Consider the following 12,762-nt stretch of genomic DNA (forward strand, 5'->3'; position numbering starts at 1 on the left):
ATCGCTGGGTCCCGAGGCGGGCGTTTCCAGCCCCGAGGCGGGCGTTTCGCCCAGAGCATGCCGTGAGCCGCTCGTCTCGTCGGAGGTGCCCGAGCTTGGTCTCCGATAGGGTGGAGGAATGGATCCGAACCTGCTGGCCCAGCTGCACGGCGATGACTGGCTGGAGCTGTCGGCATTGGCGAAGAGGAACACGCTGACGCCCGAGCAGACGACTCGTTTCCTTGAGCTCTACCGGGCGGCGTCGAAGGATCTGTCGCGGATCACGACCGTCGCCCCGGATTCCCTCGAAGCCGCCCGGCTCTCGGCCATCGTCCACCGCTCCCGGAATCATCTCTCCTCCGTGCCCAGCGGGGGACTGTCGGGAATCGCACGCTTCTTCGTCATCAGTCTGCCGCTGTCGCTGTATCGGCTGCGTTGGGACTTCGTCATCGTGGCCGCAGGGTTCCTCGCTGTGGCCGTCCTGTCGGGGATCTGGGCGGGGACGCATCCGGAAGTGCTGGAGACCTTCGGGGATCGTGAGTTCCGACGCCAGTTCGCCGAACATGATTTCGTCGACTACTACAAGGAGAACCCGAACGGATTCTTCGCTGTCGGAGTGTGGACGAACAATGCGTGGATCGCCGTCCAATTCGTCCTCCTCGGCATCACCGGCGCCTATGTCATCGTCGGACTGTTCTCGAATGCCGTCAACGTCGGCTTCTCCGGGGCGATGATGTTCGAGTTCGACCGGGCCTCCGACTTCTTCCTCTACATCCTGCCGCACGGGATCCCGGAGATCAGCTGCATCATCCTCGCCGCTGCCGCGGGTCTCCGTCTGTTCTTCGCCTGGGTGCTGCCGGGTCCCAGGCTGCGCCGGGACAAGCTCGCCGGTGAGGCCAGGTCGCTGCTCGTCGTCGCAGGCGGACTCGTGCTTCTGCTGCTGGGTTCGGGTCTCATCGAAGGCTTCGTGACACCGAACCCGATTCCGTCGGCACTCAAGATCGCCATCGGCGTGGCTTATACCGCCGCGGTCGTCATCTACGCCTGGCATTTCGGCCGACGAGCTGCCGCGGCCGGCCTCAGTGCCGATCTGGACGAACACCAGGCCGGATATTCGGTCATCTCCACGAACCGCTGACCGGCGGTTCGCTCACAGTCCGCCGGTGACCTTGAGCCGGATGTAGAGATCGGCCAAGCGCCGGGAAGCTTCTCCGGCAGAGCATAGACCGAAGAGACGCCGAGCCCACGCAAACGCGTCTGCAGCGATGCCGTCGCCAGTCTCTCGGCCTCGGCGCCGCCGCCGTATAGACGTCGTCGGCGTCGCCGCGCCGGGCAGCCAGGTCCTCAAGTGTGGGATCTTCGACTCCGGCGACGACGACCCGGTGGTGTGCAGTGAGAGTCGGCAGCACGGGCAGGATGTCCTCGGCGACGGTCGCTTCGTCGAGCTGCGTGACCAATACGACGAGCGCCTGCTGCCGGGAGGTCTGCAGGACCGCGGCGGCGATCGACTCCCAGTTCGCCTCGTAGAGCTCCGGGTGCACGGGCGTCAGCGCCACCGACAGGTCATGGACCGGGTCGTGTGCCCGATGGCTCGACGCGGCTGCGCGCACCCGGGCATCGGCGACGATGACATCGACCCGGTCACCTGCGCCGGTGGCCAGGGCCGTCAGCAGCAGCGACGCCTCCAGAGCGGCATCGAAGACCGTTCCGTCGCCACAGCGGCGGGCGGCGAAACGCGAGGAGTCGACGACGATGACGACTCGACGATCCTTCTCCGGCCGCCACGTCCTGACCACGAGATCCTGCGCGCGGGCGCTGGCTCTCCAATCGATGGACCGGACATCGTCGCCGTCGACGTAGTCGCGCAGCGAATCGAATTCGGTGCCCATTCCGCGGATCATCACCGCAGATCGTCCCTCGAGCTCACGCAGCTTCTGAGTCTTCGACGGCAGCTCCCGGCGGGACACGAACGGAGGCAGCACCCGCACAGCGGCGGGCACGTCGATGCTCTTCTGCCGGTGGATCAGTCCGAGCACGCTGCGACTGCGCACCGTCACCAGGTCGCCGGGCAGCGCACCTCGTCTGGTCGGTTCCAGCTCAGTGGTCACCTGTGCCTGCGCACCCGGTTCCAGCACATGACGCGACCGCGTCTCGATCGCCCCGGCACTCGGGACCCAGGCTTCGCGGACATGCAGCCGCAGTCGACGGTTCGTCCCGTTGATCAGGGTCAGTGTGCTGTGGGTGCCATCGCCGAGGCGAACCATCGGTCCCGGTGTGCGTTGGAGCTCCAAATCGTGGATCCGGGGGACGAGGAAGAAGTCGAGGACCGCGACCACGACGATCACCCCGGCCACGATGAGCGCCGTCGGCCACGTGGGCACCAGCATGACGGGCACGAGCCCGAGCAGGGTGAGCAGGAACAGTCGCGTGGTCATTCAGCGGGGCACTTCGGTCGTGGCGATGATCGAATCGAGGACCTGTCCGACGTCCAGACCGTCCATCTGTGCCTCGGGGCGAAGGATGACACGGTGCGACAGCGACATATGAGCCAGTGCCTTGACGTCGTCGGGGGTGACATAGTGCCGGCCGCTGAGCCACGCATGAGCACGGGCGGCGCCGAGCATCCTCGTCGCTCCGCGGGGTGAGACTCCGAGCGCCAGCGACGGGGTCTGACGGGTGGCGCGGGCGAGGTCGACGATATAGGTGATGATCTGCGGGGCGATGTAGATCTTCGCGATCGCTTCGCGCGCCCGGCCGATGAGTTCGGCATCGGCGACCGGACGCAGACCCGCGGCTGCCAGGGAGCCTGCATCGAAGCCTCGGGCATGACGGTCGAGGATCTCGAACTCGTGGTCCCGCTCGGGCAGGTCGAGGACGAGTTTGAACAGGAACCGGTCGAGCTGGGCTTCCGGCAGCGGGTAGGTGCCTTCGTATTCGACGGGATTCTGTGTGGCCGCGACGAGGAACGGTTCGGGCAGCTTCCGGGAGCGTCCGCCCACGGACACCTGATGCTCTTCCATCGCTTCGAGCAGAGCCGACTGGGTCTTCGGCGGGGTGCGGTTGATCTCATCGGCGATGAGGATGTTCGTGAACACCGGGCCGGGACGGAACGAGAAGTCCGAGATGGACGCGTCGTAGACCAACGACCCGGTGACATCGCTGGGCATGAGGTCGGGAGTGAACTGCACACGTGAGCTGTCGAGACTGACAGCGGCCGCGAAGCTGCGCACGAGCAGAGTCTTCGCCACTCCGGGCACACCCTCGAGCAGCACATGGCCCTGGCACAGCAGTGCGATGAGCATTCCCGTCACTGCCTGGTCCTGGCCGACGACCGCCTTGGCGATCTCGGTGCGCACACCGGTGAACGCCTTACGAACCGGGTCCGGCTCCACCTGCGGGGTCTGCCCGTCGACGGCTGCCGGAGCCTGCTGCGCGACCGGTTCCTGAGGATTCGTGGGGTCCGGGGGCGGTTGGGTCATGGGATCTCACTTTCGATCTGGGTGAGCTGATGGACGAGTTCGGTGAGTTCGGCGTCGGTGTGTGCCGAAGCGGAGACGAAGACGTGGTGGAGATAGCCGGGGTCGGCCCCCGTGGTGGCTGCGATGCGGGTGATGATATCGGGGGTGCGGGCATCGGGGCCGAGGCTCAGCCGTTTGGCGATGCGCAGCAGCGCGCCGGTCCGCAGAGTGTGCAGCGCACCGTCCCGGTCGTGGCTGCGAGAGCTCAGAGCGGCCCGACCGTGCACGGTCTCCACTGCCGGGACGATGACCGGCAGGCGTTCGACGGCCAGCGGTCCGAACCGGCGTCCGATGACGAGCAGAAGGACGAGGACACAGGGGATCAGCCACAGGACTCCCGCGAGGAACCAGCCGGGGACGAAGTCGATCGTCGATGGAGGCGACTGCTGGTCGGCTCCGTCGAAGGTCGGATAGTAGACGACGACGTTCTGCGTCTGGGACAGCTGTGAGAGCGCGAGGGAGGCATTGCCCTCTTCGTCGATGTGCTCATTGGTCACCCACTCGGGATTGCCGAGCACGGTCAGCGGTACGGAACCGCCCGAATCGGTGACGAACTGTCCGCGCGCGGACCCGGGGGCCACCTCGGCGTCGTCGATCTCATCGACCCCGGGGCCGGCGAACGGGTAGCAGGCGGTGATCCCGCCGGTGCCCTTCTTCGTCTCCGCATATTCGACGTCGCCCGTGGTCACGGCCCCGGCACCGCGGGCGATGGGGGAGTCACAGGCCGGCGGGGTAGTGGCATCCGGGTCCGCCAGCGGGCTGAGGTTGTCGTTGACGGTGATCCGGTCGGTGAACTGCGCGACCGAGGGCCCCGGGTCGACGAGGACGAGCCGGTTGCCGTGAGTGCGCAGAGCGTACTGGAGGCCGGCGATGTCCCCGGGCGACAGCGCATCGGTGTTCGTGGGAATGAGCAGAGTGGTGTCGGGCCGGGCAGCGGCAGTGCGGGCGCTCTTCTGATCCTCGGAGGTGGTGACGTCGACATCATTGTCGCGCAGGGTCTCGACGAGGGCCTTCGTGCCGGTGCGCGCCGTCGAATCATAGTGCAGGGGTTCGTCGGTCTCCTCGTCACCGGTCAGGAGCACGAGGGCGATGACGGTGACGAGGATGACGAAGGCCGCGACGATCCACACCGAAGCCGAGCGCAGACGGGCCCGCATCGGGACCCGCGCGGTCGACCGAGTGCCGCGGCCGGCGACATCCAACTGGGCGCTCATGCCGGTGCCTCCTGGCGGCCTGCGCTCTGGTGGTGGCGGACCGGCAGTGCGCTCAGTGTGCGGTCCAGTGCGCACAGATCCGCGTAGACCTCGTCGAGGCGTCTCGTACGGGCTGTCTGTGCGGTCTCCTCCCCGTAGCGGAGGTCGTTGAAGACCTCGGCCACACCGTGGACGGCGGGTCCGTGTTCGGGCAGGGCCGCCTCGGCGGAATGGGCGATCTCACTCGCCGTGGCCGAGGACTCGAGGGAGACGGTCTGCTTGAGTGACAGGACCGCGAAGATCGCACGGGACTGGTCGATGACCGCGGTCTCGAAGTCGCCGGCACGCGCAGCCCGGGCCGCACTTTCTCGCCATGGACCCGGTTCGGGCTGGGACACGACCGGATCGAATGCCGACAGCGGAACCCCGACACGGCGGATTCCTGCCCGGCGTACGCGCCAGACGATGAGGGCGATGATCGCGGCAAGCCCCAGGACGACGAAGACGAGCAGCCACGGTGAGTTCGCGCCCAGCGCGGTCCTGATAAGCGAGTTCCACAGGTCGCTCAGCCACCGTCCGATCTGTTCCAAGGGGGTGAGGTCGTTGGCGGCGTATTCGGGTTTCGACAGCTCGTGCTCGACCCATTCGCGTCCGGTGTCTCGGTCGATGCTCGCCGAGGCGGCGTGCAGTCGTCCCGCGCCCGGCTGGGAGGTCATGGCGGTGTGGAGGCGCCGGCCGCCTCGGTGATGGGGGAGAGGATCAACGGTTCTCCTCGGCGCGGATGAGGACGAGGTCGAGACCTTCGGAGCGCATCTGCTGATCGAAGAAGCAGACCGTCACCAGGCAGGCGAAATAGGCGAAGAGGACGGCCGAGGAGATGAGGGTGAGCCCGAGCAGCAGACCGACGGAGACGATCGCGATCGCCGCCTGCGCGGTCGTCGATTCGCTGGTCGTGGACATGCCGAGACCCAACAGGAGCGAGATGATGAAGACGATCGGAGTGATGATGAGCTGGACGAGCTGATTGGACAGGAAGTATCCGAGCGCCAGCTGGCCGAGCATCCGCCAGAAGCCGCGCCCGGTCAGCGTCCATGAGCGCCGGATCGCGGCACGCACGCTCAGGTCCTCGACCGCGATCGCCGAACCGAGGAATGCCAGGCGCAGGTTGATCCAGAGGAGCGCAGCGAACCACAGCAGGGCGGCCAGCGCGGCCCAGACGAAGGCGAGGATCACCGAATCGGCGCTGACGAACAGCAGAGTCGGAGCGGTGAGGGCCAGCAGCAGACCGAGATTGATTCCGCTCATCAGCAGCGTCGCCAGGATGAGGCGCCAGCGGCGTCCGGACAGTGACTTCCAGGCCATCGACAGGGTGGTTCTGCGGGCGCCGAAGGACTCGCGGGTGCCGGTGGCGATGAGCCCGGAGAGCAGGTGGGCCAACCCGAGGCTGAGCAGGCTCAGCGCGACCGATCCCAATTGGCCAGAGCGATGAAGCCGGAGACGGCATCGTCGTTGCCGCTCAAGTCATTGAGGAACGGCAGGAACTGCACGGCGATGAGTGTGCCGATCGCGGTGAGCAGCAGGCTCCAGAGGCTGAAGACGATGAGGGAGGAGCCGACGGACAGCGTCGGGATGAAGCGCAGCAGGCGGAACCCGGAATCCAGTGCCTCGATGAACGTCAGCGGACGCTTGGGCAGGAGTCCGCGCGGGGGAGTCGGCTGCCAGCCGCGTGACGGTGGGGACGGTGAACGTCGTTGCCACCGGCCCGTGTGCCAGTCGACCTCCGAGGTCCATGCATTCGTCTGTCCCATCACGCCAATCCTGCCATGATTCGCCGGCGCGTGCCGAGCGGTCTCCCTGTCCTCTGCGGTGTGGTCGGCCCCGTCGGATCCCTGCCTTCGGGAGCGGCTCAGGGGGTGTGATCGGGTCTCTTCGGACGTGGTGTTCGGGGCGGTGTTCTGGGGTATGTTCAGGGACGTGGTCGAGGCTTCGGCTGGGGCTTTGGCCACCTGTGTCATGGGACGTGGTGCATGAGGTCGTCGACAACGCCCGATAGGGTAGGAGTGTCGAGAACCGAAGAACACGCGAACATAAGGGACAATGGGAGCATGAACGCTCGAATCCTCGTAGTTGATGATGACACGGCTTTGGCCGAAATGATCGGAATTGTGCTCAAAAGCGAAGGCTTCGAGCCCTTCTTCTGTGCCACCGGAGACCAGGCATTCGAAGAATTCCAGAAGGTCAATCCGGACCTCGTGCTTCTCGACCTGATGCTTCCCGGCAAGGACGGACTCGAAGTCTGCCGGGAGATCCGCGAGATCTCCTCGGTGCCGATCATCATGCTCACGGCGAAGTCTGACACGGTCGATGTCGTCCTCGGTCTCGAATCCGGAGCCGACGACTATGTGCCGAAGCCGTTCAAGCCCAAGGAGCTCATCGCCCGTGTCCGGGCTCGGCTGCGGATCTCCGAACCGCAGGCACCCGAGCTGCTGACCGTCGGTGACGTCGTCGTCGACGTCGCCGGTCACACGGTGACCAAGGGCGGCTCCCCGGTGTCACTGACTCCTCTCGAATTCGACCTCCTCGTCGCGCTCGCCCGCAAGCCGTGGCAGGTGTTCTCCCGCGAGACTCTGCTCGAAGAGGTGTGGGGCTACCGTCACGCCGCCGACACCCGACTGGTCAACGTCCATGTGCAGCGTCTGCGGTCGAAGATCGAACGCGATCCGGAGAAGCCGGACATCATCGTCACCGTCCGCGGCGTCGGCTATAAGGCCGGCCGAGCCGCGTGACCTCCGAGTCAGCCGCGGACGGACCCGTCCGCACCGCGGCCTCGGCACTGAAGACGTTCTGGAACTTCATACTCCGATCGTTCAGCCACTCCCTGCAGGTCCGCATCGTCGTGCTCACGATCGTCCTCACCTCGGTGGCGATCTTCGGCGTCGGCACCTACATGTCCCAGCAGATCGCGCGCGGACTCTTCGACACCCGCCTCGATTCCCTGTCCTCGCAGACGCGGTCGATCCTCGCCGAGCTGCGCTCCCTGGCGCCAGTCGACGGTCAGGCGGTCACCCAGGACACGCTGAATTCGCAGCTGTCCTCGATCTACAACCGCTCAGCTGGGTCGGTGTATTCGCTGACGCTGCAGCCGACGGACCCGAACTCCTCGTTCTCGACGATCACCGCCGGCGGCCGAGCGAGGACGGTGAGGCCTCGCAGGTGCCCATCAGCGATGAACTCCGCGAAGCCATCCGCAAAGCCCCGTCCGATGACAAGCTCTACCAGTCGGTGAGCCTGCCCGACGGCACGGGACCGGGGCTGCTCATCACCCAGGAGCTGCAGATCCCGGGCGCCGGTCAGTTCCAGCTGTACTACCTCGGCGATCTGAGCGAACAGCAGGACACCCTCAACTTCGTGCAGCGGTCGATGTTCGTCGCCGCCCTCGTCCTCGTCGTCCTCGTCGGAGCCGTCGCCTGGATAGTCACTCGGCTCGTCGTCACCCCGTGCGCACCGGGGCCGAAGTGGCCAGGCTCATCGCCGATGGCGACCTGGACGAACGCATGCCGGTGCACGGCAACGACGAGATCGCCGTCCTCGGTGAGAGCTTCAACGATATGGCCGACACACTCCAGCATCAGATCGAGCAGATGGAACGGCTGTCGGTGCTGCAGCGTCAGTTCGTCTCCGACGTCTCCCACGAGCTGCGGACACCGCTGACGACGATCCGTGCCGCTGCGGACCTCATCTACGATTCCCGCGAGGACCTCGACCCCGTCACCGCGCGCAGTGCGGAACTGCTGAACTCGCAGGCCGAACGCTTCGACAACCTGCTCTCCGACCTGCTGGAGATCTCCCGCTACGACGCCGGGGCCGCGGCTCTTGTGCCCAAACCCGTCGACATCGGTGCGATCGTGACCTCGGTGATCGAGACCGTGTCGATGGTGGCCGAACAGATGTCGACGGCGATCGTCGTCCACGCCCCGTCCTCGCCGGTCATGGCCGAGGTCGACCGGGTGCGCATCACCCGAATCGTGCGCAACCTCGTCGTCAACGCCATCGAACACGGTGAGAACAACCCCGTCGACGTCTATGTCGCCTCCAACGCCGAGGCGGTGGCCGTGAGCGTGCGCGACCACGGAGTCGGCATGAACGAAGAGCAGGTCGAGCACGTCTTCGACCGGTTCTGGCGTGCCGATCCGGCTCGCAAGCGCACCCTCGGCGGGTCGGGCCTGGGTCTGGCCATCTCGCTCGAGGACGCCCACCTGCACAACGGCTGGCTGCAGGTCTGGGGCAAGCCCGGAGAAGGGTCGTGCTTCCGGCTGACGATTCCCCGGCGCCCGGATCAGGAGATCACCTCCTCGCCTCTGCCCCTGCCGCCGCGCGATGCGCAGATCCGCGGTTCCGCGCTCGTGGCAGGACCGCTGTCCTCGGACGGCTCCGTCCGCATCCAGACCGGGTCGATCCCGATCGTCGTCGAAACCGAGCCGGAGATGCTCGAGGACGACCACGATGATTCCGCCGAGGCGGCCCCGCAGTCCGCATCGTCGTTGCCGACCAACACGGAGGTTGAGTCAGACGGTGACGAAGCGGACACTGTTGAGATAGGCGCTGCTGAGGCAGACTCTGCTGAGGCAGACAGAGATATGGCTGTCGACGCGAATGCACGGGAGCGGTCCATGGACCTCGGCGAGCCGGACGCGGACGGCGACATGGTCGACGACTTGGACGACAGCGAAGGAGGACGGTCATGACGCGCACGACGCTCAGAGGGTTCCGGCTGAAGACCATGCTCGTCTCGGTCTTTACGGCATTGGCCCTCGTCGGCTGCTCGTCGATCCCGACGTCATCGCCTGTCGGCCATATCGAGGACGACTCGGGTGATCCGGGGGCGAACAACGCACGGATCCCCGACGGACCCGAACCCGGCGACAGCCCATCGGACATCGTGCGCGGATTCCTGCGGGCAGGAGCGGGCACCGGCAACAACTTCTCCGTGGCCCGGTCGTTCCTCACCGAGGGCGAGGCGCAGAAATGGAGTCCGCACGAATCGGTGTCGGTGCTGCCCAACGGCACGGACATCGACTCTCTGAACGTCGGGACCACCTCCGACCAGAAGACGATGAGCATCTCGGCTCCGGTCGTCGGCCTCGTCGATTCCTCCGGTGTTTTCAACTCCGCCAAGCCGGGCACCGAATCCACCCTGGAGTTCTCACTGCGGCAGGAGAACGGGGAGTGGAGGATCGCCTCGGCGCCGGACGGGCTGCTCATCAGCCAGACCGACTTCCGCACGATCTTCCTCAACTATTCGCTGCATTTCTTCACCTCCGACTATTCGTATCTCGTCCCTGACTCCCGCTGGTTCCTTCGGTCCTCCTCGACTCCGACCGTGCTGATGAACGAGCTGCTCAGCGGGCCCGCCCCCTATCTCTCGGGAGCGGTGATCACCTCGGTCCCCGACGGTGCGAAGCTGAGCGATTCGAACGTGGTGACGATCGAGAACGGCGTCGCGCACGTGTCCTTGGGGGCGCAGAACCCTGCCCCGTCGGACCGTGAGAAGGGGCTGATCCGCCAGCAGATCGCCACCACTCTGCAGGTCATTCCCTCGATATCGGCGATCGAGCTGAGCATCGGCGGACAGACGGTTCCGGCCAGTCTGCAGCCGAAGACCGACACCACGGTCCAGGTGGACGGGCCTCCTGTGGTGATCGCCGACGACCACCTTTCCCGTGTCTCGGGAACGACCGTCGCCAAGGTCGAGAACAGCCCGAACCTGAAGAAGGCGAAGGCCAGCGACCCCGCGGTGTCCTTGGACGACTCGCTCTACGTCTATCTGGCTGATGACGGCAAGCAGCTCATGCGGCTGAAGTCCGATGCCGTGGATGCCACCCCGATCCTCAACGGCAAGAAGCTCGTGCGCCCCAGCATCGACCGCTTCAATACGACGTGGACGGGTGAAGCGGAGAACAAGGGCGAGCTCAAGGCCGTCGGTCGTGACGGCAAATCCTTCACCGTGGCCGCCGACTTCCTCAACGGCCGACAGCTGGTCGATATCGAGGTCTCACGAGACGGAACCCGTGTCGCTCTGCTCAGCCGGCACAAGGGAGAGCCGGACCGCGTCGATGTGGTCGGTGTGCCCAGGGACAAGGCGGGTAATCCGTCCGGTCATGTCTCCGAATCACCGATCGAAGTCGGTGCGAACTTCGATGAGGTCAAGGACGTCTCGTGGGCTGGATCGACGTCTCTCGTGGCTCTGGCCGCAGAGGAGGGGGAATCGGCGCAGCCCTTCCGCATCGGAGTCACCGGGCCGGCAGAACAGCTCGGCGAGGTTTCGGACGGCAGCCGCATCGCCGGCGGAGTGGACGGCCGATCGATCCTGGTCACCAGTTCCGATGGCGCGCTCTACAGCTACAACTCGAACGCCTGGCAGAAACTCGTCGACGTCGCGGCCAAGGATCCCTCCTACCCCGGCTGACCCGTCGGGGAGTGTGCAGGCGACCGGGAGGCCGGTGCGTCGGCGATCAGTCCGTCAGATCCACGACGACCCCTCGGACCGGGGATGGAGTAGATTTCTCCCATGGGGCTGCTCGGGGAGTTCGGCGAACTGCTCCTGCCCCGACGGTGCGCCGGATGCGGGCGGGAGAACGTGTCTCTGTGCACTCGCTGCCTGCAGCTGCTCGGCGGAATTCCGCGAGCAATGGAACCGCGCTACGGATCGATTCCGATCGTCGGGGTCTGCGAATACAACTCGCAGATCTCGAAGATGGTCGTCGGCTTCAAGGACGAAGGACGTCGGGACATCCTCGACCCGTTGGCTCTGGCACTGACCCGCTCGATCGTCGCCGCCCTCGATCTCATCAGCTACTCGGGTGGTGCGATCCGACTCTTTCCGGCGCCCAGTTCGGACCGGGCGAGACGTCGTCGGGGCGGATCTCATACGGCGGCCCTGGCCGAACGGGCCAGGGAGCTGTCACCGGAGCTGCCTCTTGAAGTCCACGATGTGCTCGCTGCCAAGCGATCGCATGACCAGGTCGGACTCGGGGCGATCGAGCGGGCGCAGAATGCGCAGCGGACTCAATATCTCGACCGGAGGAGAATCGCTGAACTCGCGAAGCCGCGGTTCATCTCGGGTACCGGTTCAGTGCCTGCGGATCTGCTCATCGATGACTTCTCCACCACCGGCGCAACACTGGCAGAAAGCGCACGTTTGCTAGCATCGGTGCAGATCAGACCCGCTGTGGGAGCTGTTCTCGGCCTCGGTCGCGGGGGCACTCGATTTGTCTCTCCCTTTACTGTATAACGGTGTTTACCCATCCAAGGGCATGGGATCGGATGAATCCGACGAGCGAGTCGCTAAGGACACATCATGGACATCGTTGTCAACGGCCGTCAACTGACCATCTCCGACAGCTTTCGAGCCCACATCGAGGACAAGATCGCGAAGGTCGAACAGCTCGCCCCTCGCGCTCAGCGCGTCGAAGTGCATGTCACTCACGAGAAGAACTCCCGCCAGCCCGAGACGAGCGAGCGAGTCGAGCTCACGGTTGTGGCGAAGGGGCCGGCAATTCGGGCAGAGGCCATGGCAAGCGACAAATATGCGGCACTCGATCTGGCATGGGCGAAGCTCGTCGAACGGCTGAGGCGAGCGAGGGACCGACACAAGGTGCCGCGATCAGGTCATCACCGCAAGGAATCCACTGCCGAGGCGCTGGCGAAGATGCCGGTGGCCGAACCGATGATTCCCGATGCGGATGCCGACGACGCGCAGCGTGACGAAGACCGCAGCATCGATCAGACGAACGGTCGCATCAAGGCCGAAGGCGATTCGCCGGTGGTGCTTCGTGAGAAGACATTCAACGCCTCACCGATCGGCATCGAAGAGGCTCTGAACCGAATGGAGCTCGTCGGACACGACTTCTACCTGTTCATCGACGAAGAGTCGAGCAAACCTTCCGTGGTCTACCGCCGCAAGGGCTGGAGTTACGGAGTCATCGCCCTCGACCACGAACTCGAAGAAGCAGTCGACTGACCCAATTACTACCTGACGGCGGCCCAGCAACCTCGCGCGAGGTTGCTGGGCC

At 65.6% G+C, this 12,762-nt stretch carries 13 protein-coding genes; 7 read left to right on the forward strand and 6 right to left on the reverse strand.

Annotated elements, in window-relative coordinates:
* The first annotated feature begins 118 nt into the window (after positions 1–118).
* Positions 119–1,117 carry a stage II sporulation protein M gene (locus tag AC2W7L_RS15175; RefSeq protein ID WP_486005102.1) on the forward strand — a complete coding sequence of 333 codons (999 nt, stop codon included), beginning with the start codon at positions 119–121 and terminating at the stop codon, positions 1,115–1,117.
* Here the strand turns inward: AC2W7L_RS15175 and AC2W7L_RS15180 are convergent.
* Genes AC2W7L_RS15180 through AC2W7L_RS15205 form a run of 6 tightly spaced genes read right to left on the reverse strand, consistent with a single transcriptional unit; the run spans position 1,098 to position 6,498 of the window.
* Positions 1,098–2,414 carry a DUF58 domain-containing protein gene (locus tag AC2W7L_RS15180; RefSeq protein WP_486005103.1) on the reverse strand — a complete coding sequence of 439 codons (1,317 nt, stop codon included), beginning with the start codon at positions 2,412–2,414 and terminating at the stop codon, positions 1,098–1,100. The two genes, AC2W7L_RS15175 and AC2W7L_RS15180, sit on opposite strands and share 20 nt — an antisense overlap.
* The gene (locus tag AC2W7L_RS15185; protein ID WP_486005104.1) at positions 2,415–3,458 is read right to left on the reverse strand and encodes an AAA family ATPase; all 1,044 of its coding nucleotides are present in this window, start codon (positions 3,456–3,458) and stop codon (positions 2,415–2,417) included.
* Entirely contained in the window at positions 3,455–4,711 is a 1,257-nt protein-coding gene (locus AC2W7L_RS15190) for a DUF4350 domain-containing protein (protein ID WP_486005105.1), read from the reverse strand. Before AC2W7L_RS15190 ends, AC2W7L_RS15185 begins: the two co-directional genes overlap by 4 nt.
* Positions 4,708–5,406, reverse strand: a complete 699-nt coding sequence (locus AC2W7L_RS15195) for a DUF4129 domain-containing protein (RefSeq protein ID WP_486005106.1) — start codon at positions 5,404–5,406, stop codon at positions 4,708–4,710. The genes AC2W7L_RS15190 and AC2W7L_RS15195 overlap by 4 nt, the downstream gene beginning before the upstream one ends.
* Before the next feature lie 43 nt (positions 5,407–5,449).
* Positions 5,450–6,163, reverse strand: a complete 714-nt coding sequence (locus AC2W7L_RS15200) for a DUF7847 domain-containing protein (RefSeq protein ID WP_486005107.1) — start codon at positions 6,161–6,163, stop codon at positions 5,450–5,452.
* Positions 6,145–6,498, reverse strand: a complete 354-nt coding sequence (locus AC2W7L_RS15205) for a hypothetical protein (RefSeq protein WP_486005108.1) — start codon at positions 6,496–6,498, stop codon at positions 6,145–6,147. Before AC2W7L_RS15205 ends, AC2W7L_RS15200 begins: the two co-directional genes overlap by 19 nt.
* A gap of 297 nt (positions 6,499–6,795) precedes the next feature.
* Between AC2W7L_RS15205 and mtrA the strand changes: the two genes are divergently transcribed.
* The 6 genes from mtrA to hpf all read left to right on the forward strand — a co-directional run bounded on the left by mtrA (position 6,796) and on the right by hpf (position 12,710).
* Entirely contained in the window at positions 6,796–7,476 is a 681-nt protein-coding gene (mtrA, locus tag AC2W7L_RS15210; protein ID WP_062861422.1) for an MtrAB system response regulator MtrA, read from the forward strand.
* Entirely contained in the window at positions 7,473–7,976 is a 504-nt protein-coding gene (locus tag AC2W7L_RS15215; RefSeq protein WP_486005109.1) for a hypothetical protein, read from the forward strand. Before mtrA ends, AC2W7L_RS15215 begins: the two co-directional genes overlap by 4 nt.
* 211 nt (positions 7,977–8,187) lie before the next feature.
* Positions 8,188–9,435 carry an MtrAB system histidine kinase MtrB gene (gene mtrB, locus AC2W7L_RS15220; RefSeq protein ID WP_486005110.1) on the forward strand — a complete coding sequence of 416 codons (1,248 nt, stop codon included), beginning with the start codon at positions 8,188–8,190 and terminating at the stop codon, positions 9,433–9,435.
* Positions 9,432–11,156: an LpqB family beta-propeller domain-containing protein gene (locus AC2W7L_RS15225; RefSeq protein ID WP_486005111.1), complete on the forward strand. Its 1,725-nt coding sequence runs from the start codon at positions 9,432–9,434 to the stop codon at positions 11,154–11,156. The genes mtrB and AC2W7L_RS15225 overlap by 4 nt, the downstream gene beginning before the upstream one ends.
* Before the next feature lie 102 nt (positions 11,157–11,258).
* Positions 11,259–11,981, forward strand: a complete 723-nt coding sequence (locus tag AC2W7L_RS15230; protein WP_486005112.1) for a ComF family protein — start codon at positions 11,259–11,261, stop codon at positions 11,979–11,981.
* Positions 11,982–12,047: 66 nt separating this feature from the next.
* Complete coding sequence (gene hpf / locus AC2W7L_RS15235) at positions 12,048–12,710, forward strand: ribosome hibernation-promoting factor, HPF/YfiA family (protein WP_486005113.1); 663 nt, start codon at positions 12,048–12,050, stop codon at positions 12,708–12,710.
* Positions 12,711–12,762: the final 52 nt, after the last annotated feature.

It is taken from the genome of Brevibacterium sp. LAARM3_SD1 (assembly GCF_057364765.1).

Coding starts and splice junctions, on each gene's coding strand:
- AC2W7L_RS15230 (WP_486005112.1), top strand. CDS start 11,259: ATGGGGCTGCTCGGGGAGTTCGGCGAACTGCTCCTGCCCCGACGGTGC.
- AC2W7L_RS15185 (WP_486005104.1), bottom strand. CDS start 3,458: ATGACCCAACCGCCCCCGGACCCCACGAATCCTCAGGAACCGGTCGCG.
- AC2W7L_RS15175 (WP_486005102.1), top strand. CDS start 119: ATGGATCCGAACCTGCTGGCCCAGCTGCACGGCGATGACTGGCTGGAG.
- hpf (WP_486005113.1), top strand. CDS start 12,048: ATGGACATCGTTGTCAACGGCCGTCAACTGACCATCTCCGACAGCTTT.
- AC2W7L_RS15225 (WP_486005111.1), top strand. CDS start 9,432: ATGACGCGCACGACGCTCAGAGGGTTCCGGCTGAAGACCATGCTCGTC.
- AC2W7L_RS15205 (WP_486005108.1), bottom strand. CDS start 6,498: ATGGGACAGACGAATGCATGGACCTCGGAGGTCGACTGGCACACGGGC.
- mtrA (WP_062861422.1), top strand. CDS start 6,796: ATGAACGCTCGAATCCTCGTAGTTGATGATGACACGGCTTTGGCCGAA.
- AC2W7L_RS15180 (WP_486005103.1), bottom strand. CDS start 2,414: ATGACCACGCGACTGTTCCTGCTCACCCTGCTCGGGCTCGTGCCCGTC.
- AC2W7L_RS15190 (WP_486005105.1), bottom strand. CDS start 4,711: ATGAGCGCCCAGTTGGATGTCGCCGGCCGCGGCACTCGGTCGACCGCG.
- AC2W7L_RS15195 (WP_486005106.1), bottom strand. CDS start 5,406: ATGACCTCCCAGCCGGGCGCGGGACGACTGCACGCCGCCTCGGCGAGC.